This is a genomic window from Halomonas sp. ML-15 (genome assembly GCF_014779595.1).
GTDB lineage: Bacteria > Pseudomonadota > Gammaproteobacteria > Pseudomonadales > Halomonadaceae > Franzmannia.
Genome location: NZ_JACXZT010000002.1, coordinates 219,666 through 243,158, shown reverse-complemented (window position 1 = coordinate 243,158; position 23,493 = coordinate 219,666). Strand labels below are relative to the sequence as shown.

The window sequence follows — 23,493 nt, the reverse complement described above, 5'->3', positions numbered from 1 at the left end:
GCGCAGCGCCAATAACCCCGCCACAAAACCGCCACGACTTGATCCAAGGCAAGATCGCCGCGTCGCGCCGGCGCTAGCATGGGCGCAAGTTCCTCGTCAGGAGTGCCCCATGTCTTACGCCACGCCCATCGCGCCACCCCAGGCGGCGGCATCCTCTGCCTGGGACGAGGCGCTGATTCGCCGCTACGATATCAGCGGACCGCGCTACACCTCATACCCCACCGCGCTATCGTTTCACGATGGCGTCGGCGCAGAAGCGCTGTCCGAGGCTCTGTCGCGCAGCAATGCCGGTGGCCGGCAGCTGTCGATCTACGTGCACGTGCCGTTCTGCCGCAAGATCTGCTTCTACTGTGCCTGCAACAAGATCGCCACCAAGAACACGCGTCTCGCTGAGCCCTACTTGGCGCGGCTCGATCGCGAGATGGTGCTCGCCGCGCGGCATCTGGACACCTCACGCCCGGTCAGCCAGCTGCACTGGGGGGGCGGCACGCCGACCTTCCTGACCCTCGACCAGATGAGCGATCTGGTCGACCGCCTGCACAGCCGCTTCGGCCTGAGCAGCGATCCCCAGCGCGACTACGCCATCGAGATCGACCCCCGCGAAGCCAATATGCTGACCCTGCGGCACCTGCAGGCATTGGGCTTCAACCGCATCAGCCTGGGGGTGCAGGATCTCGACCTGCGAGTGCAGAAGGCCATCAATCGCGTGCAGCCCCGGGTACTCACCGAAAACCTGGTCGACGAGGCGCGCCGGCTCGGCTTTCGCTCACTGAACATGGACCTGATCTACGGTCTGCCGCACCAGACCCGCGACAGCTTCGCGGCGACCCTGGAGCAGGTCATCGACATGGCCCCGGCACGGCTGTCGGTGTTCAACTACGCGCACATGCCGCAGCGTTTCCCGCCGCAGCGGCGCATCAGCGAGGCCGACCTGCCTAGCGCCGACGAAAAACTCGCCATCCTGCGCACCAGCATCGACATGCTCGAGACCGCCGGCTATGTGCATATCGGCATGGATCACTTTGCGCGTCCCGACGACAGCCTCGCCGTGGCCCAGCGTCACGGCACCCTGCAGCGCAACTTCCAGGGCTACTCCAGCCACGCCGATAGCGACCTGATAGGGCTCGGAGTCTCGGCGATCTCGCGGGTCGACGACCTCTATGCCCAGAACCCCACCGACCTGGCCAGCTACGAGGCAGCACTGGACAGCGGCCGCCTGGCAACCCAGCGCGGGGTCCGACTAAGTCCAGACGACCACTACCGCCGCTACGCCATCGAGCGCCTGATGTGCGATATGCGTCTTGACCTGGCCGAGCTCGGCTCTCGCTTTGGCATCGACGCCGAGCGTTACTTCGCCGACAGCCTGCGCCAGCTCGAAGACGCCGAGCGCGACGGCCTCATCAAACGCCGTGGCCTGACCCTGACCGCCACTCCGATCGGCAAGCTACTGATTCGGCACCTGGCGATGGCTTTCGACGCTCACCTCACGCCGGGCCAGGGGCCGCGCTACTCGAGGATCCTTTGATCATGCCGGAAAGTATCCTTTGCCGTAGCGCCACGATCCACCATACTGAGGGTAATGCCACCATCCAGGAGGAGGTCATGCCAGCCCCCGCCACCGCTCCCAGAAGCGCTCGTTTGCACGAGACGCGCTGCCAGACCTGCAGCCTGAGCTCGCTGTGCCTGCCGCTAGCCCTGGAACTGTCCGACATCGATCAGTTCGACGCCATCATTCGACGCCGCGCGCCACTCAAGAAGGGTGAGGCGCTGTTTCGCCAGGGCGAGACATTCACCAGCGTGTTCGCGGTACGCTCGGGCAGCCTCAAGCAGCTCGCCAGCGAGGGGAATGGCGAAGATCAGCTGACCAACTTCTACTTGCCCAGCGAACTGGTTGGACTCGACGCCATCGACGACGAACGCTACCCCGGCACGGTCACCGCCCTCGAGACCACCACCGTGTGCGAGATCCCCTTCGACCGCCTGGATCACCTCTCCGAACAGCTGCCGGAGCTACGCACCCAGCTGTTTCGCAGCATGAGCAAGGAGATGCGCGACGACCGCCGGATGATGCGCCTGCTGTCGCGCAAGACCGCCGACGAACGCCTGGCCAGCTTCCTGATCGGGCTCTCGAATCGCTTCCGGCGCCGCGGCTATTCGGCCTACAGCTTTCGCCTGTCGATGTCGCGCGCCGATATCGGTAACTACCTGGGACTGGCGGTGGAAACCGTCAGCCGCATCCTCGGCCGCTTCCAGCAGCAGCAGCTGGTGGCCGTGGCCGGCCGCGAGGTCAATATTCTCGACCTGACGGCACTCGAAGGCCTGGCCGAAGGCGACGGCTGCCTCTAGTCACGCTCAGCACCGCAACGACAGCGCCCCCGCCGAGTGATCGACGGGGGCGCTGCACTTTTTTCGGTTCAGCAACCGGGGTGACGGTGCCCTACCCCACTTGGCTGGCCAGATCGAAAGCCTCGATGCGGTTGGCCTGGCGCTGCGCCTGCTCGTCCTCGAGGCCGGCGAAGTCGAACAGCTCGCGGTCGGCGAGCTGCGACGGTGCCACGTTGGTCACCGCCTTGAACATGGTCTCGAGCCGCCCTGGGTGCTTGGCTTCCCACTCGGAGAGCATCTCCTTGACTACCTGACGCTGCAGGTTGGGCTGCGAGCCGCACAGGTTGCAGGGAATGATCGGAAACGCCATGCGCCGCGAAAACTCGGCGATATCCGCCTCGCGGCAGTAGGCCAGCGGGCGAATCACGATGTTCTTGCCGTCGTCGGAGAGCAGCTTGGGCGGCATCGCCTTGAGACTGCCACCGAAGAACATGTTGAGGAACAGCGTCTCGAGGATGTCCTCGCGATGGTGGCCCAGCGCCACCTTGGTGGCACCGATCTCCTCTGCGAAACCGTACAGCGAGCCGCGCCGCAGCCGCGAGCAGAGCGCGCAGGTGGTCTTGCCCTCCGGGGTCTTCTCCTTGACCACCGAATAGGTGTCACGCTCGAGGATGTGGTAGTCCACGCCAATGGCGTCGAGATACTCGGGCAGCACCTGCTCGGGAAAGCCGGGCTGCTTCTGGTCGAGATTGACTGCCACCAGCGAGAAATCTACCGGCGCACTGCGCTGAAGGCTGCGCAGGATCTCGAGCATGGTGTAGGAGTCCTTGCCACCGGAGAGGCAGACCATCACCTTGTCACCGTCACGGATCATGCCGTAGTCGATGATCGCATTGCCCACCTGACGACGCAGGCGCTTCTGCAGCTTGTTGAACTCACGCTTGTCGCGGGCGTCGCTGGCGCCCACCGCCTGGGGGGAGAGTATCTCGGACATGATCGCAGCATCGGGGCCGGAAATGGGCGGCCATCTTACCATCGCCGGGCGATGGAGTCAGTCGCCGCGCATCGCGCCCCTCTCCAGACGCAGATACATCAGCGCCGCGGTCACCGCGTCGCCCAGGGCGGTATGCCGGCCGATCACCGGCACGCCGAGGGCCTTGGCCACCGCCTCGAAGCGTAGATTGGGTTCGATCTCGGGATGGGTGCGGCGCAGATCGCGAACATAACGCTGCGACACCTCGATCAAGGCATTGGGCAGGTCGAAGCCGAAGCGCGGCCGCAGATGGCGGTTGAGAATCGCCATGTCGAAATCCAGGCACCAGCCCATCAGCGGTCGATTGCCGATAAAGTCGAGCAGCTTGTCGAGCGCCGCTTCGACGCAATCGCCGCCATCCAGGTCGATGCCGCGCAGCCCGTGGATGCGGATCGAATCACCGTTGAGACTGGCGGGTCGCTGCAGCCGCAGATCCAGCGACTCGCTGGTCAGCACGCGACCGTTACGTACCTTGACCGCGGCGATCGACACCAGTTCGGCAGTGCGGGTGTCAAGGCCGGTGGTTTCGCAGTCGATAGCCACCATCTCGTTGCCGGTATAGGGGTGAAACAGCCAGCCATACTCGCCTTCGGCATGGCGGCGGCGGTCGCTGGCTCGGCGCAGGGCGCGCAGCATAAGAACCTCCACGGCTCTTCGTTGGTTGTTGTCTTGGGCCGAGGCGACAGGCCTCAGCTATATTCCAGATGAAAGCGCTGCGATAGTCGCTGCTTGAAATCCTTGACCATATGCAGCCCCTCGCGCAGCAGGTCGCGCTCCAGCGACGACAGCTGCTGCACCACCACCCGGTTGGCGTCCTCACCGTCGCCATCACGCTCGAGCTGCTGACGCAGGCGCAGCTCGGTAAACATCGCCAGCGCCTCGCCGAGGTCTTCGGCGAAACGCTCTTCCAGACGACCGTCCTCGGCCAAGGCATCGAGTCGTTCGAGGGTCGAGGTGGCACGGATACCGCGCTCCAACGCCAGGGTGCGGACACCGTGCACGATGGGAAAGATGCCGCCTTTCTTGATATCGATCCCGTGCTGCGGCTTCTTCAGCGAGCCAAACAGCGTCAGCGGCGTCGAGAAACGCAGCGCGGTGCGTGCAAAGTAGGAGAGCAGTATCTCGTCGCGCCGGCAGCGCTCGAACAGTTCGTCGCGGACCCCGTCGAGCAGCGCCGTCTGGCCCGCCACAGCGTGGGCATCGAGCATGATGGCGAGTTTCATCAGGCTGTCGCCATCGCGCCGTGCCACCCAGCGCGCAATCCGCTCTCGCCACTCGCTGACGGTGCCCACCCACTCGGGATTGGAGACCATGATATTGCCCGGACACGACGGATAACCGAGGCGGATCAGCGTCTTGGTGAAGTCGTGCATCTGTGTCTCGCACCCCGGCCAGGCGTGATCATCGGCCAGGATCAGGGCGTTGTCCTGATCGGTCTTGAGGATCTGTTCGCCGCGCCCCTCGCTGCCCATCACCACCAGACAGCTGGCGTCGCGGTGGGCCTCGTCGATGGCGAAGCCCCACGCCTTGGCCATGATGCGACCGTTGAGCGCCGCCAGCAGGCCCATGGCGAAGCGCAGCTTGACGCCCTGGGCCATCAGCGCGCGCACCAGCTCCGGCGTACGAGCACTGGCCCGGGCCAGCTCATCGAGGCTGTCGGCCTGCTCGACCTGGAGACTGACCACGTAGCTGCGGCTGGAGAAGAAGCTCAGCACATCGGTGAGTTCGACCACCCCCACCGGCTTGCCGTCCTCGACCACCACCACCCGCGCCACCTCATGGCGGGTCATGCGCACCAGCGCCTCGAACAGATACTGGTCGGCGCTGGCCGTGACCAGCTCGAAATGCGCCACCTCGATGGCCGGACGCTCCTGGGTCAGGCCTTTGATCACCAGCGCGTTGAGCAGGTCGGTCTTGGTAACCATGCCGAAACGCTCGCCGTCGCACACCAGCAGGCTGTCGGCGTGGCTGGCATTCAGGGTGCTGACGGCATCGAAGATGCTGGTGGCCTGGTCGACCACCAGCGGCTCGCGCATGCACTCGCCGATACGTGCCAGCATAAAGCCGGCCATGGTCACCCCCCCCTCGGCGCGCCTCTCGGTCAACAGGCGCGCCTTGTGGGTCAGGCTCTGACGGAAGAATTCGGCAAAGGCCGGATAGTCATCGCATAGCCGCTGAAACAGCGCCTTGGGCAGCAGATAGCAGAGGCTCTCCTGCTCGGCCTGGAAGCGGTAGCGGCTCTTGCCATTGAGGATGCTGATCGCACCGAAAAGATCGCCGGCGGTGTAGTGGCCAATCCGCGACGCCGCTGTCGGCATGGTCGGATCGAGCTCGGCCACTTCACCCTTATGAATCATGAATACAAATTCACCTGGCTGTCCGGCATCGAGGATGACTTCCTGGTTATCGAAATAGGCCAGGTCGACACCGCCACGCACCCGATCCCGCCCATCCTCATCGAGTAGCGTGAAAGGTGGTTGGGAAAGATCGACATCGACCATGGATAGGTGCCTCGAAGACGCGTAAGACTTTCCGCTCGTATACTTTGGGTTAACTCTTTTACACTGACACTGTTTAACAACCATAGAGTAGCAAAGCCCGCGACACCTCCGACAGCTAGACTATCGTTCAACGACATCTCTTCTCCAGAACACAGCATCGCTGACTGGGGGCTATACCATCGTCCTATAGTGGAGCAAAAGCACCCCTCAAATTTCTTCGGTATTAATAATAAGTCATTGATAATTAAAGAAATAGAATAATTGAATATCCATCAACAAAAGGCGTGATACCAAAGTCTGGGATTTATTTTTCGCCATATATTGACCACTATCACTCGTGAATCACGCAGGGCAATCACACGTGGATAATGGGGTCGACGTTAGTCATATACTTTTTGATGACACCGCCACTGCCGTTCGATAGGTGCGATTGCCTTGCTGGATAACGCCAACTTTCATCACCACACCAACACTTCCAACACATGTGGAGAGCTTCACCATGGCAGATGATAAGTCCAATGCCGCTGCTTACTGGAAAGCGAATGTGCGTTTGATCACCGGCTGTCTGATCGTCTGGGCGCTGGTATCGTACGGCTTCGCCATTCTGCTACGCCCCCTGCTGTCCGGCATTCCCATTGGCGGCACCGACCTTGGGTTTTGGTTCGCCCAGCAGGGCTCCATCCTGACCTTTATCGGCATCATTTTCTTCTACGCGTGGAGAATGAATAAGCTCGATGCGCAGTTTGGCCTGGGGGAGTAAGCAGACATGAGTCAGTTTGCCATCAATCTGCTGTTCGTCGGGGCGTCCTTTGCCCTCTACGTCGGCATCGCGATCTGGGCCCGCGCGGGCTCGACCAAGGACTTCTACGTCGCCGGCGGCGGCGTACATCCGATTACCAACGGCATGGCCACCGCCGCCGACTGGATGTCGGCGGCTTCGTTCATCTCCATGGCGGGCCTGCTCGCTTCCGGGGGTTACGCCAACTCCAGTTTCTTGATGGGCTGGACCGGCGGCTATGTCATCTTGGCCATGCTGCTGGCCCCCTACTTGCGGAAATTCGGCAAGTTCACGGTGCCGGACTTTATCGGTGATCGCTTCTACAGCACCCCCGCGCGCATCGTCGCCGTGGTGTGCCTGGTCGTCGCCTCAGTGACCTACGTCATCGGCCAGATGACCGGCGCTGGCGTTGCCTTCTCGCGCTTCCTCGAAGTCAGCAACACCTGGGGGATCTGGATTGCCGCTTTCATCGTGTTCCTGTACGCGGTATTCGGCGGCATGAAGGGCATCACCTACACCCAGGTCGCCCAATATGTAGTACTGATCATCGCCTACACCATTCCGGCGGTGTTTATCGCGCTGCAGCTGACCGGCAACCCGATCCCGATGTTCGGCATGTTCAGCACCCACACCGAGTCTGGCCTGCCGCTGCTCGAGAAGCTCAACTCAGTGCTCAACGAGCTCGGCTTCCGCGACTACACCGCCGACGTCGACAACAAGCTCAACATGGTGCTGTTCACCCTGTCGCTGATGGTCGGTACCGCGGGCCTGCCCCACGTCATCATCCGCTTCTTCACCGTGCCCAAGGTCGCCGACGCGCGCTGGTCGGCCGGCTGGGCGCTGGTATTTATCGCCCTGCTTTATCTGACTGCACCGGCGGTCGCCTCCATGGCGCGCCTCAACCTGCTGACGACGATATACCCCGATGCCGCTGGCCAGGTGGAGAACTACGAAGAGGCCCTGGACAACGCCCTGCTCTACGAAGAGCGCCCCGAGTGGATCAGAACCTGGGAAGAGACCGGCCTGATCGAGTTCACCGATCTCAACAATGACGGCCGTATCCAGGTCTACAACGATGACAACCCGGACTTCGCCGACACCGCTGCCGAACTCGGCTGGGAAGGCAATGAGCTGGAGGTCAACAACGATATCCTGGTACTCGCTAACCCGGAGATTGCCAACTTGCCGGGCTGGGTCATCGGTCTGATCGCCGCAGGCGGTATCGCAGCGGCACTCTCCACCGCGGCGGGTCTGCTGCTAGCCATCTCGTCGGCGATCAGTCATGACTTGATCAAGAAGACCATCAATCCCAACATCTCCGAGAAGGGTGAGATGCTGGCGGCTCGCATCTCGATGGCCGGCGCCATCCTGCTGGCCACCTATCTGGGCCTCAACCCGCCGGGCTTCGCCGCTCAGACGGTCGCCCTCGCCTTCGGGATCGCTGGCGCCTCACTGTTCCCGGCGCTGATGATGGGGATCTTCTCCAAGCGGGTGAACAGCAAGGGTGCCGTGGCCGGTATGCTGGCTGGCCTGGTCGCCACCCTGCTGTACATCTTCACCTACCTTGGCTGGTTGTTCATTCCCGGCACCAACATGCTGCCGAACACTCCGGACAACTGGATCCTCGGCATCTCACCACTGTCGTTCGGTGCCGTAGGGGCGATGATCAACTTCGCCGTGGCCTTCGCGGTATCACATGCTACCGAGGAGCCTCCTCAGGAGATCCAGGACCTGGTGGAAAGCGTGCGCTATCCGAAAGGTGCTGGTGGTGCCGTCGACCACTAAGCCATAATGGCCCCCGGCGCCAGGCGCCGGGGCTCGCTCACCGCAACGCGTCGGGCTTCCCCCAGGGAAGCCCGACTGCTTTCAGAAAGGTATATTATGATATGGCACTTGATTGCAGCCGCCTTTGCCGGCCTCGGCGCCGCCGGCCTCGGGCTGCTGCTGCGCTTTCTCAGCGGCAAGCGTTTGCCGCGCTGGATCATCCCGGCCTGCGCAGGGCTCGGGGTTCTCGGCTATCAGATCCATCACGAGTACACCTGGTATAGCCACAAGCAGCTGCAGCTACCCGACTCTGCAGAAGTGGTATCGGTGGAGCACGGCGGGGCCTTCTGGCGGCCCTGGACCTACTTTTTCCCTATCGCCAACGCTTTCGAAGTGGTCGACCAGGCCAATCTGTCGGTCACGGAGAGCGACGGTGAGCGACTGGTAGAGTTCATCCGCTACCGTTTTGAACGTCACTACGTGGACCTGGTCACCCATCAGGCCTATCTGATGAACTGTGCCTCTCAGGAACTGATCCCGCTGTCCGCTGAGACCCGGCAGCCACAGCTTTCGGCGCTGCGCAGCCTCGACGACGGCGATCCGCTCTACCACGCGGTATGCAACGCCGGCTAACTACCGCCGCAAATGGCCCTGCCACCCGCCAGCGGATTGGCTTAACATGGCCGCAGACTTAGGGGAGTGCGCATGTTCGCTGGCTGGTTGCTGATCGCTGTTTCACTGACCTATATCGCCGTGCTGTTCGCCATCGCCTGGCGCGGCGACCGCCACGCCAGGCTGCATGGCGCCAGCCGTCGGCGACCGGTGATCTACAGCCTGGCGCTGGCCATCTACTGCACCTCCTGGACCTTCTACGGGGCGGTGGGCGAAGCAGCGACCTCGGGCTGGTCGTTCGCCAGCATCTTCGTCGGGCCGATCCTGACCTTCCTGCTGTTCTGGCCGGTACTGGCCAAGATGATTCGCGTCGCCAAGCACCAGAACGTCACCTCGATCGCCGACTTCATCGCCTCGCGCTACGGCAAGACCCAGTCGCTGGCGGCCTTCGCCAGCCTGGTAGCGCTGATCGGCACCCTGCCCTATATCGCCCTGCAGTTGAAGGCGGTATCGACCTCTTTCATGGTGCTGACCGATACCTCGGATCTGACCCGTACGCCGCTGTTCGCCGACACCGGCTTCTATGTCGCCGCGGTGATGGCGGTGTTCGCGATCCTGTTCGGCACTCGTCACACCGATGCCACCGAGCACCACGAGGGGCTGGTGCACGCCATCGCCTTCGAGTCGCTGGTCAAGCTGCTGGCCTTCCTGATCCTCGGCGCCTACGTCACCTGGGGGCTGTTCGGTGGGCTCGGCGACCTGCTGAGCCAGGCGGATCAGCAGATGCAGCTGCAGCAGCAGCTGGCCACCCAGGACTTCGGCCGCAGCTTCTGGGCCCAGACCCTGCTCGCCATGCTGGCCATATTCTGCCTGCCGCGGCAGTTCCATGTCGCGGTAGTCGAGAACACCCACCGCGACGACGCCACCAAGGCGCGCTGGCTGTTCCCCTTGTACCTGGTCGCGATCGGCTTCTTCGTGCTGCCGCTGGCCGCCGCCGGCCTGATCATGTTCCCCGGCGGTGACGTCGAACCCGACACCTTCGTACTCGCCATCCCCATGGCCACCGGCAACGAGCTGCTCACGCTGCTGACCTTTATCGGCGGCTTCTCGGCGGCCACCGGTATGGTGATCGTGGCCGCCGTGGCGGTATCGATCATGATCTCCAACGAGATCGTGATTCCGGCGCTGTTCCGGCTGCGCTGGTTCGACACCAAGCCCCGCGACTATGGCCGTCTGGTACTGCGCGCCCGGCGCGTGACCATCGTCGCCATTCTGGCCCTGGCCTACGGCTTCCATCAGCTGATTGCCGAATACGGCACCCTGGCCTCCACCGGCATGCTGTCGTTCGCCGCCGCCGCCCAGTTCGCCCCGGCGCTGCTCGGCGGCCTCTACTGGAAGCGCGGCAACCGCCTGGGCGTGATCGTCGGCATGAATATCGGCTTCGGCATCTGGGCCTATACCCTGCTGATGCCGACCCTGATCACCGCCGGCGTGCTGCCCCAGGGGTGGCTGACCGGCGGCCCGTTGGGCATCGGCTGGCTGGCGCCGACCCAGCTGTTCGGCCTCAATATCGGCGACAGCTTCACCCACGGCGTGATGCTGTCGCTGGGGCTCAACCTGTTCTTCTATATCTTCGTCTCGCAGATGACCCCACAGCGGGTCGTCGAACGCATCCAGGCCTCGCTGTTCGTCGATAGCGTCGAGACCCGCCAGACCTCGGTCAACCGCCCCTGGACCGGTGCCACCACGGTGGGCGACCTCAAGGTGCTGTGCGAACGTTTCCTGGGCGCCGGCCAGGTGTCACGGGCCTTCGACGACTACGCCCTGCGCACCGGCAAACCGCTGGAGGATACCGCCCGCGCGTCGATCGACGTGATCCAGTTCACCGAGCGTTTCCTGGCCTCGGTGCTCGGCGCCTCATCGGCACGCATCGTGGTCAACTCGGCGCTGCAGGGGCGCGGCATCGGCATCTCCGACGTGATCTCGATCGTCGACGAAGCCTCCCAGGTGCTGGAATTCAACCGCGCCCTGCTGCAGGCCACCATCGAGAACATCAACCAGGGCATCAGCGTGGTCGACCAGAACCTGCGACTGGTGGTGTGGAATCAGCGCTACCTGGAGCTGTTCCGCTTCCCTGACCATCTGATTCGGGTCGGCGCCCCCATCGACAAGATCTTTCGCTACAACGCCCACAACGGTGAATACGGCCCCGGCGACCCCGAGGAGCACGTCGAACTGCTGATCGACAACATCCGCCAGGGCCATCCGCACCGCTATGTGCGCTATCGCCAGGACGGTACCGTGCTGGAAGTGCAGGGCAACCCGATGCCGGGCGGCGGCTTCGTCTACACCTATCAGGACATCACCCAGCAGAAGCGCATCGAGGAAGCGCTGATCCGCTCCGAGAACAATATCCGTATCTACACCGACAACGTGCCGGCGCTGATCGCCTATTTCGACAAGGAGCGTCGCTACCTCTTCACCAACCGCGCCTACGAGCAGGCCTTCGGTATCGACCGCAATGCAGTGATCGGCGAGCGGGTCGAGGCGGTGATGCCGGGGCATATCGCCCGCGACCGCGCGCCCTGGATGAAGCGCGCCCTCGCCGGCGAGCGCGTCAGTTTCGAGATCTCGCTGGACGACGGCGACGGCGGCACCCGCTATATGCTGGTCACCTACACGCCGCACTTTGGCGACAGCGGCACGATTCTGGGGTTCTTCTCGCTGTACCAGGATATTACCGAGCGACGCCTGGCCGAGATCGCCCTCAAGGAGACCAACGAGAACCTCGAGGAGCGGGTCCGCGAGCGCACCCAGGCGCTGTCGGAAGCCAATGCCGCGCTACGCCAGGAGAACCGCGTGCGTGCCGAAGCCGAGCAGGCACTGCGCCAGGCCAAGCAGGTCGCCGAGGACGCCAACGCCTCCAAGACCCGCTTCCTGGCCGCGGCCAGCCACGACCTGCTGCAGCCGCTCAACGCCGCACGGCTGTTCACCTCGGCGCTGGCCCAGCAGGTCGACGCCGAAGACATGAAGCGCACCATCGGGCATATCGACAACTCGCTACAGGCCGCCGAGGAGCTGCTCGGCACCCTGCTCGATATCTCCAAGCTCGACGCCGGCGCCCTGACTCCGCGGCGCAGCCACTTCGCCCTGGCCGACATCATCCGGCCGCTACGCGCCGAGTTCGAGGTGATGGCCGAGGAGCGTGGCCTCGACCTGATGGTGGTCACCACCGGCTGCTGGGTCGACAGCGACGCCCAGATGCTGCGCCGCATCGTGCAGAACTTCCTCTCCAACGCCATTCGCTACACCCAGCAAGGCCGCGTGCTGCTGGGTTGTCGGCGCCGCGGCGAGCGCCTCTCGATAGAAGTGTGGGACTCCGGGCCCGGCATTCCTGAGTCGAAGCTCTCGGAGATCTTCCAGGAGTTCCGCCGTCTCGACCAGGTCTCGCGCCACAAGGAGAGCGAGAAGGGCCTGGGGCTGGGACTCTCCATCGCCGACCGCATGAGCCGGGTACTCGACCATCCGATTCGGGTACGCTCCTGGGAGGGATTCGGCACGGTGTTCTCGGTCAGCGTGCCGCTGGTGGCGGCCCAGGCGCCGCGCAGCAGCGATGAGGAGCGCCCGACGCGGCGCGGCGGCAACAAGCTGGCCGGCGCCAAGGTCATCTGTATCGACAACGAGACGCTGATTCTGGAGGGCATGAAGGCGATGCTCAGCGGCTGGGGCTGCGAGGTGTTCACCGCCACCTCGATCGGCGGCGCCAAGTCGATCCTGCGCCACCTGGAGGGTGACCCGGACGCGATCCTCGCCGACTATCACCTCGACAACGAGGTCACCGGCATGATGGCGCTGGAGTCCCTCGCCGAGCGCCTCGACGGCGCCGTGCCCGGCATCGTGATCACCGCCGACCGTACCGATGAGGTCGCCGAGGAAGTCCGCCGCGCCGGCTACCAGCTGCTGCTCAAGCCGGTGCGCCCGGCGGCGCTACGCGCCCTGCTGACCCGCACCTTGCAGGCCAGCCGGGCGACGAAATAGCGCCGAGCGCCGCAGGATGATGGCACCGCCAATGCTGGCGTCAATACGTAGAAACCCCAGCGGACTCTATACCCGCTGGGGTTTCTCGTCTTCGTCCACTGCACCTGCCGCCCGTTACCGAGCGGCTGGGCGCTAGGCGCTTGCAGCTAGGCGCTCCTGAGCCGGCTCAGGACTCCACCTTCGGCGGGTCGACCTCGAGCTTCTGGGCGGCAATCACTGCCTGGGTCCGGGAGTGCACGCCCAGCTTGCGCAGGATCGCCGTGACGTGAGCCTTGATGGTGGCTTCAGACACGCTCAGCTCATAGGCGATCTGCTTGTTGAGCAGGCCTTCAGTGAGCATGTTGAGTACCCGAAACTGCTGCGGCGTCAGCGAGGCGATAGCCTCGGCGAACTTGGTCTCCTCCTCGTTGGACTCGCCCAGCACATCGGCCATCTCCGGCGGCAGCCAAACTTCGCCACCGAGGATCTCGCCCACCGCCTCGGCAATCAGCGACAGTGACGATGACTTGGGAATGAAGCCCGAGGCGCCATAATCGATGGCGCGGCGAACGACGTAGGGCTCATCGCTGCCGGACACCACCGCTACCGGGATATCGGGCATCTGGCCCCGCAACTGGATAAGCCCGGAGAAACCGTGGGCGCCAGGCATATGCAGATCAAGCAGGATAAGGTCGGCATCCGGATGCCTTGTGACCACCTCTGTGGTGGCTTCCATGGTGTCGGATTCTACGATCTCGGCCTGGGGTGCCAGCTGTCGCAGCGCCTGGGTCAGAGCTGCACGGAACAGCGGATGATCATCGGCGACGATGAATTTCTGGGCAAAGGCCATTGAGACTCCTCCGGTTCCTCTTGTCGCGAACGCGCGGCCATTGCCAACGCGCGCCCGACCCTCAACGTCAAGGGGCGGGATCGCCATAGTTACACGGCATGTTACCCCATGGCGATGAATAATCCCAAGCCCGCATATTAAACCCTAGGCGGGCGGGTCGATTAATGCCAATGCACGCTAAAATGCCGGCACTCGGCCGGCATTTCTCAGAGCGCCAGCAAATACTGACTGGCAGTGCCCGACGCTCGCCTAGCGATTGGCGCGGTTCTCGATCAGCTCGTCGACCACGGTGGGATCGGCCAGGGTGCTGGTATCGCCCAGGCCGTCACACTCGTTGGCGGCGATCTTGCGCAGGATGCGGCGCATGATCTTGCCCGAGCGAGTCTTGGGCAGCCCCGGCGCCCACTGGATGATATCCGGTGACGCGATCGGCCCGATGTCCTTGCGTACCCACTGGGTCAACTCCTTCTTGAGGTCGTCGCTGGGCTCGGTGCCGTCGGTCAGGGTCACGTAGATATAGATACCCTGGCCCTTGATATCGTGGGGGAAACCCACTACCGCAGCCTCGGCCACCGACGAATGTGCCACCAGCGAGGACTCGATCTCGGCGGTGCCCATGCGGTGGCCAGAGACGTTGAGCACATCGTCGACGCGCCCTGTGATCCAGTAGTAGCCATCCTCGTCGCGGCGACAACCGTCGCCGGTGAAGTACATGCCCTCGTAGGTCGAGAAGTAGGTCTGGACGAAGCGCTCGTGGTTGTGCCAGATGGTCCGCGCCTGGCCCGGCCAGGCGTCGAGGATCACCAGATTGCCCTCGGTGGCGCCTTCGAGGATATTGCCCTCGTTATCGACCAGCGCTGGCTGCACGCCGAAGAACGGCCGCGTCGCCGAGCCCGGTTTGAGGTCAGTGGCGCCGGGCAGCGGGGTTATCATGATGCCGCCGGTCTCGGTCTGCCACCAGGTATCGACGATCGGGCACTGGCCGTTGCCGATCACGCGGTGGAACCACTCCCAGGCCTCGGGGTTGATCGGCTCACCCACCGAGCCCAACAGCCGCAGGCTGGTGCGCTTGCTGGAATCCATGACCTTATCACCGTGGGCCATCAGCGCGCGGATCGCGGTGGGCGAGGTATAGAGAATGCTGACGTTGTGCTTGTCGATGACCTCGCCAAGGCGCCCATTGGTCGGGTAGCTCGGCACCCCTTCGAACATCAGGGTGGTGGCGCCGTTGGCCAACGGGCCGTAGACGATATAGCTGTGGCCGGTGACCCAGCCAACGTCGGCGCTGCACCAGTAGACTTCGCCATCCTGGTAGTCGAAGACGTACTGGTGAGTCAGGCTGGCAAAGGTGAGATAGCCACCGGTGGTGTGCTTGAGGCCCTTGGGCGCACCGGTGGAGCCGGAGGTATACAGGATGAACAGCGGATCCTCGGCATTCATCTCTTCGATCGGGCAGTCGCTGGACTGCTGATCGACCAGCTCGTCGAACCAGACGTCGCGACCGTCGTGCCAGTCGATGTCGCCGCCGGTGCGCTTGACCACCAGCACATTTTCAACGACATCAGTGCCATCGCGGGTCAGGGCGGCGTCGACGTTGTCCTTGAGCGGCACCTGCTTGCCGCCGCGCACCGACTCGTCGGAAGTGATCACCAACTTGGACTGGGAGTCTATGGCCCGCTGAGCCAGGGCGTCAGGCGAGAAGCCGCCGAATACCACCGAGTGAATCGCGCCGATTCGCGCACAAGCCAGCATCGCCATCGCCGCTTCGGGGATCATCGGCATGTACAGCGTGACCACGTCGCCCTTCTTCACGCCCAGCGACTTGAGCGCATTGGCCAACTGGCAGGTACGTGCGTGCAGCTCGCGATAGGTCAGGGTCTTGGACAGGTTGGGGTCGTCGCCCTCCCAGATGATCGCCGGCTGATCGCCGCGGGTCGCCAAGTGACGATCGAGACAGTTGGCAGAGGCGTTGAGGGTGCCGTCCTCGTACCAGCGAATATCGACGTTGTCGGACGCGTAGGAGGTGTTCTTGATCTTGGTGGGCGCCTTGATCCAGTCGAGTCGCTTGGCCTGCTCGGCCCAGAAGGCCTCGGGCGCATCGACCGACTGCTGGTACATCGCCAGATATTTTTCGTTGTCGGCCCAGGCATTGGCAGCGAACGACTCGCGTACCGGATAGACATGCTGCTGTTCGGTCATCGATTAACCCCTGTCCATGAGTGGTTATGGAATGACGATTGCCGACGGCGAAGATTGCTGCAGCGCGTCGACCCTAAAAGCCCATCCAGCATATACCCCTGCAGAGCGCCCGCCTTTTAGACATTGGTATTAACAAATAACCATTCTACAACAATAACTTATGCCGATTTTTCGTCATTATTCAGTGGTGCATAGACCAAGGTCTGAGCACAATGTCGACAACAGTAGCGACTACCGCGACGAGCCAGCCCATGACGACGGGCGGTGAAAAAGTGGTCGCGACAGTCACAGCGATAGCGGTAAGGCGCGGGGCTGGCACGACTGACGTCGAAGCGGTGGGTGACATGCGGCGGGCGCGCAAACAGCCGGCGCATCACCGTCTGCCACTCGCGGCCATGGGGTCGCATGCGCGGCCCTCGATCGAGATGGTGGACCAGCCAATGGGCCATTTCGTGAGGCACCACCTCGGCCAGAAAGGTATGGCGGTTCTCGGCATATAACCGCGCATTGAAGCGCAGCCCGCCGCGCCCGAAGTGGGCCTGGCCGGCGCTCTTGCCACGCAGGTCGCACCACACCCGGGGCTGCGGCAGATCGGGGTGCACCTCGCGGCAGCGCTGCCAGGCGGCGTCGACCTGGGCCAGCAGGCATGCCTCGAGCTGAGCCATGTCGAGTCGTTCGAGGTGCTCGCGAGACGGGACGGGGAGCGCTGAATAGGTCATGGGGTGCTAGAATGACCGACCTATTAGCCGCCGTCCAGCCAGAGAGACCCATGTCCGATACGCCGCTTACTCAGCCGCTTCTCGATGACGACGACCTCGACCGTCTCGATGATTTCCTCGCCTCGGAGCGCGTCGGCGAAGACGCCCTCGACCTGATCAGCAGCCACGGCTATCTGGTGGCGCTGGCGGTGGCCCCTCGCGAGCTCGACCCGGCGGTGTGGATCGGCGAGCTGTTCCAGGGCGAGCCGACCTTCGCCGACGACGCCGAACGCGAAGCGATCTTCGGCCTGCTCGAAGCGCTCAAGGCCAATGCCGTCGCCGCCCTGGAGCAGGGTCTGCTGCCGGAGCTGCCCTTCGAGTTGACCCTGGGCGGACTGGCGCCGGAGGAGACGCCGATCGGCGACTGGTGCGCCGGCTTCATGGAGGCGGTGTTCCTCGACGAGCCAGCCTGGTTCGGCGACGACGAAGAGGGTGCCGCCACCCTGCTGCTGCCGTTCATGGCGCTCTCCGGGCTCTTCGACGATGAGCCGGATATGGCCGAGATGGTCGACCCCACGCGCCTCGAGGCGCTGGTTCAGCAGCTGCCCGAGCTGGTACTCGACCTCTACCTCAACTATCGAGTGCCACCGGAGAAAGCCAAGCCCACGCCGCGCAAGAAGGCCCGCGGCGGTCGTGGAAAGCGTTAAAAACTTTGATCGCAACTCGGGACTGATCCGGCGGTAGGCCTACCCCTCTTCGACCTACCCCCGGCGTCCCTGCCTGCTAGGAACTATGGGCTTGCGGCAACACTTGCATCCGGGCGCTAACGCAGTCGGGTCAGCATCCCGTCGAGGCTGCCGAATAGCCACTCCTTGAGGCGCTGCCAGCGCGGGCGCTGGCCCCACTGCACCGGGTCGATCTCGTGGCTGGTGGCGAAGTTACGTTCGAACAGCGCTGCCACGTCCTTGGCGAAACGCTGATCGTCCACCTCCTGATTGGCCTCGAGGTTCCAGTGCAGGCTCCAGTGGTCGAAGTTGCACGAGCCGAGGGTGCACCAGTCGTCGGCCAGCGAGAACTTGGCATGGATAAAGGTCGGCTGGAACTCGAAGATGCGCACGCCGGCGCGCAGCAAGCGGCCGTAAAAGCGCTGCCCGGCGTAGCGCACACCGGGGTGGTCGTGGTCATCCCCCGGCAGCAGCAGCCGCACGTCGACGCCGCGGCGTGCGGCCCGCGCCAGGCGCATGCGCAGCGACAGCGTCGGCACGAAATAGGGCGTACAGATCCAGATACGCTGGCGCGCCGATGAGACTTGCTGCTGCAGCGAGTGGCGAATGGCCTGGTAGCGATAGCCCTGCCCCCACACCACGCGCCCGCGCATGCCCTGGTAGTCGTCGCTGCCGTGGGGGTCGACCGCCAGCTGACGCACCCGCTGTGCGTCCCCGTCACCGCGGGTCAGCGGCGAGTCCCAGACCCGCGAGAACAGCCGCACCCAGTCGGCCACCACCGGCCCCTCGATGCGCACAGCGACCTCGTACCAGGCGTCGAGGAATTCATCCACCGCACCGAAGCCGCCGGTAAAGGCCACCTCGCCGTCGATCACCACCAGCTTGCGGTGGTCACGGCTGAGATTGCGCGCCAGCGAGTGAAAGCCCAGCGGGTTAAAGAAACGCAGCGCCACCCCGCGGTCGCGCAGCTCGCAGCGTTCGTCGTCGGAGAGCCCCATGCCGCCGTAGCCATCCAGCATAAGCATCACATTGACCCCACGCTCGGCGGCCCGGCAAAGCGCATCGATCAGATCGCTGGCCAGCCGCCCCGACTCCATCAGGTAGAGCTCGACCAGTATCGATTCGCCTGCCGCCTCGATGGCATCGAACATGACCGGAATGAAGCACTTGGCCTCCGCCAGCAGCGTGAAGCGGTTGCCGTCTCGCCATACCCCGCGCATGATGATCCTCCCCTTGGATATTCGGCATTGACGCACGTTTGCCGGCCCAACGAAAGCTGCTCGGCGCCTGTGCGCCTGGCTATACTGGACGCGACATCTCGTCATAAAGGCAAAGGAATGGCCGTAAACCCTCTGCGACACCCGCTACGCTGGCTGCTATCGCGCTGGGTAGTGGTACGCCTGACAGAACCCGACCCCGCCAGCCTCGCCCTCGACCCGACGCTGCCTACGCTCTATGTACTGCCCTATCCCGCCAGCTCTGACGCCGCCCTACTGGGTGAGCTCTGCCGCCGCCATGGCCTGCCCGATGCCGACGCTTCACTGAGCCTCGCTGGAAGCCCCCACGCGGCCCGGCTGAGTCTTGCGCCGCGGCGTCGACGCTGGCGGCGCGCCTCGCGCCAGCCGCCTTTCCTCGCCGCCCTGCAGCACCTAGACCATGCTCAGGGGAGCGACGTCCAGCTGGTGCCGGTGAGCATCTTCTGGAGCCGCGCGCCGGGCAAACGCTTCGGCCTCGCCAAGCTGCTCGCCGACGACGACTGGCAGCTGGTAGGCCGCCTGCGCCGCGCCTGGTCGGTGCTCGTCAATGGCCGCAACGTCGAGGTCCACTTTGGCGCGCCGCTGCGCCTCTCGGAGCTACGCGATGGGCGCGACGATGCGCTCGCCAACCGCAAGGTGGCACGGCTACTCAGGGTGCACTTCCGGCGCATGCGCAGCCGGGTGCTGGGCCCCGATCTCTCCCACCGCCGCACCCTGGTCGACGGCGTGGTGGCAAGCCCCGCCGTGCGCCAGGCGATCCAGGAAGTGGCCAGCGCCCAGCGCCGCTCTCCCCGGCGCATCGAGCGCCGCGCTCAGCGCTACGGGCTGGAGATCGCCTCCAACATGTCCTACCCGGTGCTGCGCTTTATGGACCAGCTGCTGACGCGGCTGTGGAATCGCCTCTACGACGGTGTCGAGGTGCAGGGGCTGGAGCGGGTCAAGTCACTGGCCGGCGACCATACCCTGGTCTATGTGCCCTGCCACCGCAGCCACGTCGACTATCTGCTGCTCTCCTATGTGCTCTACCGCGACGGCCTGATGCCGCCCCACGTGGCCGCCGGCCGCAACCTCGACATGCCGCTGATCGGCGGCCTGCTGCGCCGTGGCGGCGCCTTCTTCCTGCGCCGCAGCTTCAAGGACAACCGCCTCTACGGCGCGGTCTTTAACGAATACCTGCACCGTCTGATTACCCGCGGCCACCCGCTGGAGTACTTCATCGAAGGAGGGCGCTCGCGCAGCGGCCGCATGCTGCCGCCGCGGCCGGGCATGCTGGCCATGACGCTGCGCTCCCACCAGCGTGACGCCAGCCGGCCGCTGGCCTTTATCCCGGTCTATATCGGCTACGAACGTATCCTCGAGGGCGGCAGCTATCAGCGCGAGCTGCATGGCGGCAAGAAGCGCAAGGAGTCACCGCTGGGGCTGCTGCGGGTGGCCCGCCAGCTGCGTGAGCCGTTCGGACAGGTAGCAGTCAGCGTCGGCGAACCGCTGATCGCCGCCGACTTCCTCGATCGCCACGCCCCACGCTGGCGCCACGATCAAACCCCCCGTCCCAACTGGCTGACCCAGGCAGTCCCAGCGCTCGGTGATGAGCTGGCACGACGTATCAACGCCGCCGCCCGGCTCAACGCCGTCAATCTGGTCGCCCTGGTGCTGCTGGCCACGCCTCACCGAGCCATCGAAACGCGACTGCTGACCCGCCAGCTAGCGCTACTGGCAGCGTGCTGTACACCAGCGCAGCGCCCCGCCGGCGACCCCGCCAGCTGGATCGCACGGGTCGCCGACCTGGGCATGGTCCAGCGTCGCGATCAGGCGCTCGGCGAGCTGGTCCTGGCCAGCGCCGATCAGGCCGAGCGGCTCAGCTGGTACCGCAACAATGTGCTGCACCTGCTGGCCTATCCGGCGCTGGTGGCCTTTGCCTTTCGCAACCACGTCTCGTTGAGCCAGGAGGAGCTGATCGAGCGGCTGGCGCCGAGCTGGCCGATCATCGCCCAGGAGCTGTTCCTGCCGATTCCCGAGGCGCTCGATGCGGACCTCGGCGAAAGCCTGTCGACGCTCGCTGCACTCGGCCTGCTGGCTCACGACGGCGAGCGCTGGCAGCGCCCCGCCACCCACCTCGAGGCCTTCGAGCAGCTGCGCCTGCTCAGCCAGCTGATTCAGCCGACCCTGGAGCGCGGCTATCTGCTGCTCAGCCTGCTGCTCGATGCCCCCAGCGGCAGGCTCAGCCGTGACGATCTCGCCGAGCGCGGCCGTCAGCTCGCCGAACGCCTGGCGCTGCTGTCGGGGCTCGATGCGCCGGAGTTCTTCGACCCACGGCTGTTCGCCGGACTGGTCGACAGCCTGATCGAAGAGAGGTGGCTATGGCAGCAGGAGGAGCGGCTCTGCTACGACGTACGTCTGGTCGAGGCCGCCCAGCAGGCCCGCGAGCTGTTCGACCCGGCGCTGCGCCAGCGCCTGATGCAGCTCGGTGCCGGGCGTGAGGCTTAGGCTAGGATGACAGCGAGCGGTGAACGTAGAGGTCGTAGCGGCTGGTCTTGCCTTCGATAACGTGACCCGGTGCGGGGCCAGCGATGGGCGGCGCCTTGCGCGGCCGCTTGACCGCCACCCGGTGGGTGGCGACGTCCAGCGCCGCCTCGAGCAGCCGCGGCGCATCGGCGTCGTCGCCAGCCAGCTCGCGGAATACCCGCATCTCCTTCTTGACCAGCGCCGACTTGTCGCGGTGCGGAAACATCGGGTCGAGGTGGATCACCTGGGGCACGACCGTCGCCTCGTCGACCAGCGCCGCCAGGCTGCGGGCAGCATCGCCGTGTATCAGCGTCAGGCGCGCGGCGATCTCGGCCAGTTCTGGGTCAGCGGCGGCGCGGTTCAGGCCATCCTCGAGCAGCGCGGCAATCGCGCCGACGCGTTCGATCATCAGGACTCTAGCGCCGAGACTCGCCAGTACCAGGGCGTCGCGGCCCAGGCCAGCGGTGGCGTCGACGATCGACGGCGCTAGCACCTTGCCCAGCCCGCAGGCCTTGGCCACCAGCTGGCCGCGGCCGCCGCCGAAACGGCGCCGATGGCCCGCTTTACCGCCGACGAAATCGACCTTCAGCGGCTTGCCATAGCGGCCCTCGTCGCCGGCCAGCACCAGCGCGTCGCCGTCACGCAGCAGCCTCAACCCCGCCACCCCGTCAGCGTGCTGCCAGGGCAGGCCGTAGCGAGCGGCGAGGGATTCGAGCCCGGGACCGCATACCACCACCCCACGGCTATCAGCCATCGTGCTCAACGACTCTTCTGCCACGCCACCTGATCGCGCAGATAGACTGGCTGGGCCTCAGCGGGGGACGTGCGCTCACCGTCGGCATAGCGCTGAGCGGCCAGCCGCACCAGCTCCTCGGCGGTGGGCTGCCAGTCGTCGAGGTGCTGACTGACCCCGGCCTGAAGCGTGGCGCTCATCGATGGCCACAGCGACCAGCCCGAGCCCACCCCAACCCAGTCGACCTCGGCGGGATCGGCCGGCAGCGTCAGACGTTCCGGGGCCATCACCGCCTCCGCCGCGAGTGGGGTAACGGCGCCGTCGTGACAGCGATAGGCGCCCACGTATATCTCGCCCATGCGCGCATCGAGGGCCGGCAGCACGTAGCGCAGGTGCAGCCGCCGGTGGGCGGCTAGCGCCAGGGCGGCCAGGGTCGAGACGCCCAGCAGCGGCTTCTCCAAGCCGTAGGCCAGCCCCTGGGCGGTGCCGGCAGCGATGCGCAGGCCGGTAAAGGAGCCGGGTCCGTGGCCATAGGCCAGGGCGTCGAGGTCGGCCAGCGACACGCCCGCCGCGGCCAACACCTCGTCGACCATCGGCATCAGTCGCCGGGTATGTTCCCGAGGCGCCTCGACGTAGCGCGCCACGACCTCGGCATCACGCCCGGCGGGCTGATGCCAGAGGGCCACGGAACAGGCATGAGAGGAGGCGTCTAGCGCCAGCAGGGTCGGCATGGGGCATCGCTCGCGATCGGCACATCAGAGGCCGGGAATTATACGCCAACGGCCCGCAGAATGCGGGCCGTTGAGCACCAAGGCGGAAACGAATCAGCCCTCCAGGGCCTCGATCACCTGGCGGGTGATATCGTTGACGCTACCGACACCTTCCACACGGTGGTAGGTCGGTGCGGCCTCGGGGTCCTGCTCGGCCCACGACTGGTAGTAGTCGACCAGCGGCGCGGTCTGCTCATGGTAGACCGCGAGACGATTGCGCACCGTCGACTCGCGATCGTCGTCGCGCTGAATCAACGCTTCGCCGGTGACGTCATCCTTGGCGTCCTGCTTGGGCGGATTGTACTCCACGTGGTAGACGCGACCCGAGCCGGGGTGTACGCGACGTCCGGCCAGGCGCTTGACGATCTCCTCATCGGCCACGGCGATCTCCAGCACGTGATCGAGCTTGACCCCAGCCTCTTTCATGGCGTCGGCCTGGGGAATGGTGCGCGGGAAGCCGTCGAACAGGAAGCCGTTCTCGCAGTCCTTCTGAGCGATGCGCTCCTTGACCAGAGCAATGATGATGTCATCGGACACCAGGCCCCCGCTGGTCATGATCTCCTTGACCTTGAGCCCCAGCTCACTGCCTTCCTTGACCGCCGCACGCAGCATGTCGCCGGTGGAGATCTGCGGAATCTTGAAACGCTCGCAGATGAACTGGGCCTGAGTGCCTTTGCCGGCACCCGGGGCGCCCAACAGGATCAAACGCATGGGTACTGCTCCTTGAACG

The 23,493-nt window shown here is 64.8% G+C and carries 18 protein-coding genes; 8 read left to right on the top strand and 10 right to left on the bottom strand.

The genetic code is table 11. The features are described from left to right. Positions 1-109 precede the first annotated feature (109 nt). Together hemN and fnr are read left to right on the top strand one after the other, a co-directional pair. Positions 110-1,525, top strand: coding sequence for an oxygen-independent coproporphyrinogen III oxidase (gene hemN / locus IEI94_RS02750; protein WP_191165344.1), 1,416 nt, complete (start codon positions 110-112; stop codon positions 1,523-1,525). 77 nt (positions 1,526-1,602) lie between these two features. Next, positions 1,603-2,346, top strand: a complete 744-nt coding sequence (gene fnr, locus IEI94_RS02745) for a fumarate/nitrate reduction transcriptional regulator Fnr (protein WP_191165342.1) — start codon at positions 1,603-1,605, stop codon at positions 2,344-2,346. 91 nt (positions 2,347-2,437) lie between these two features. Here the strand turns inward: fnr and ttcA are convergent, their stop codons facing one another. From ttcA to IEI94_RS02730, 3 genes are read right to left on the bottom strand one after another with little or no spacing between them, the layout of a single operon-like run. Beyond that, positions 2,438-3,319, bottom strand: coding sequence for a tRNA 2-thiocytidine(32) synthetase TtcA (gene ttcA, locus IEI94_RS02740; protein ID WP_191165340.1), 882 nt, complete (start codon positions 3,317-3,319; stop codon positions 2,438-2,440). A 57-nt stretch (positions 3,320-3,376) separates the two neighbouring features. Further along, positions 3,377-3,994, bottom strand: coding sequence for a 3'-5' exonuclease (locus IEI94_RS02735; RefSeq protein ID WP_191165338.1), 618 nt, complete (start codon positions 3,992-3,994; stop codon positions 3,377-3,379). A gap of 53 nt (positions 3,995-4,047) precedes the next feature. Then, positions 4,048-5,859 carry a putative nucleotidyltransferase substrate binding domain-containing protein gene (locus IEI94_RS02730; protein WP_191165336.1) on the bottom strand — a complete coding sequence of 604 codons (1,812 nt, stop codon included), beginning with the start codon at positions 5,857-5,859 and terminating at the stop codon, positions 4,048-4,050. Between the two features lie 499 nt (positions 5,860-6,358). Here IEI94_RS02730 and IEI94_RS02725 point away from each other — a divergent pair, with 499 nt between their 5' ends. From IEI94_RS02725 to IEI94_RS02710, 4 genes are all read left to right on the top strand, one after another. After that, the gene (locus IEI94_RS02725; protein ID WP_095621669.1) at positions 6,359-6,619 is read left to right on the top strand and encodes a DUF4212 domain-containing protein; all 261 of its coding nucleotides are present in this window, start codon (positions 6,359-6,361) and stop codon (positions 6,617-6,619) included. Between the two features lie 6 nt (positions 6,620-6,625). Continuing rightward, positions 6,626-8,422, top strand: coding sequence for a sodium:solute symporter family protein (locus IEI94_RS02720; protein WP_191165334.1), 1,797 nt, complete (start codon positions 6,626-6,628; stop codon positions 8,420-8,422). Between the two features lie 108 nt (positions 8,423-8,530). Then, positions 8,531-9,034 (top strand): hypothetical protein, encoded by a 504-nt coding sequence (locus IEI94_RS02715; protein WP_318153350.1) that lies wholly within the window; start codon positions 8,531-8,533, stop codon positions 9,032-9,034. A 72-nt stretch (positions 9,035-9,106) separates the two neighbouring features. Further along, positions 9,107-13,051, top strand: a complete 3,945-nt coding sequence (locus IEI94_RS02710) for a NahK/ErcS family hybrid sensor histidine kinase/response regulator (protein ID WP_191165330.1) — start codon at positions 9,107-9,109, stop codon at positions 13,049-13,051. 166 nt (positions 13,052-13,217) lie between these two features. On the opposite strand, the gene IEI94_RS02705 is transcribed toward IEI94_RS02710, so the two are convergent. From IEI94_RS02705 to IEI94_RS02695, 3 genes are all read right to left on the bottom strand, one after another. Continuing rightward, positions 13,218-13,880, bottom strand: coding sequence for a LuxR C-terminal-related transcriptional regulator (locus IEI94_RS02705; RefSeq protein ID WP_191165328.1), 663 nt, complete (start codon positions 13,878-13,880; stop codon positions 13,218-13,220). A gap of 249 nt (positions 13,881-14,129) precedes the next feature. After that, positions 14,130-16,079, bottom strand: a complete 1,950-nt coding sequence (gene acs / locus IEI94_RS02700; RefSeq protein ID WP_191165326.1) for an acetate--CoA ligase — start codon at positions 16,077-16,079, stop codon at positions 14,130-14,132. 158 nt (positions 16,080-16,237) lie between these two features. Further along, positions 16,238-16,744, bottom strand: a complete 507-nt coding sequence (locus IEI94_RS02695) for a SprT-like domain-containing protein (RefSeq protein ID WP_224749898.1) — start codon at positions 16,742-16,744, stop codon at positions 16,238-16,240. 104 nt (positions 16,745-16,848) lie between these two features. On the opposite strand from IEI94_RS02695, the gene IEI94_RS02690 reads away from it, so the two are divergent. Next, positions 16,849-17,484: a YecA family protein gene (locus IEI94_RS02690; RefSeq protein ID WP_191165322.1), complete on the top strand. Its 636-nt coding sequence runs from the start codon at positions 16,849-16,851 to the stop codon at positions 17,482-17,484. A gap of 116 nt (positions 17,485-17,600) precedes the next feature. Here the strand turns inward: IEI94_RS02690 and IEI94_RS02685 are convergent, their stop codons facing one another. After that, on the bottom strand, positions 17,601-18,722 hold the full coding sequence (locus IEI94_RS02685; RefSeq protein WP_191165320.1) for a phospholipase D-like domain-containing protein: 1,122 nt from the start codon (positions 18,720-18,722) through the stop codon (positions 17,601-17,603). Between the two features lie 117 nt (positions 18,723-18,839). Between IEI94_RS02685 and plsB the strand changes: the two genes are divergently transcribed. Next, positions 18,840-21,242, top strand: coding sequence for a glycerol-3-phosphate 1-O-acyltransferase PlsB (gene plsB / locus IEI94_RS02680; RefSeq protein WP_191165318.1), 2,403 nt, complete (start codon positions 18,840-18,842; stop codon positions 21,240-21,242). 1 nt (position 21,243) lies between these two features. Here plsB and IEI94_RS02675 read toward each other — a convergent pair whose 3' ends face one another. The 3 genes from IEI94_RS02675 to adk form a co-directional block, all read right to left on the bottom strand. Next, positions 21,244-22,014, bottom strand: coding sequence for a class I SAM-dependent methyltransferase (locus IEI94_RS02675; RefSeq protein WP_191165316.1), 771 nt, complete (start codon positions 22,012-22,014; stop codon positions 21,244-21,246). A 5-nt stretch (positions 22,015-22,019) separates the two neighbouring features. Beyond that, positions 22,020-22,724, bottom strand: coding sequence for a tRNA (adenosine(37)-N6)-threonylcarbamoyltransferase complex dimerization subunit type 1 TsaB (gene tsaB / locus IEI94_RS02670; RefSeq protein WP_191165314.1), 705 nt, complete (start codon positions 22,722-22,724; stop codon positions 22,020-22,022). Positions 22,725-22,817: 93 nt separating this feature from the next. After that, positions 22,818-23,474, bottom strand: coding sequence for an adenylate kinase (adk, locus tag IEI94_RS02665; RefSeq protein ID WP_191165312.1), 657 nt, complete (start codon positions 23,472-23,474; stop codon positions 22,818-22,820). Positions 23,475-23,493 lie beyond the last annotated feature (19 nt).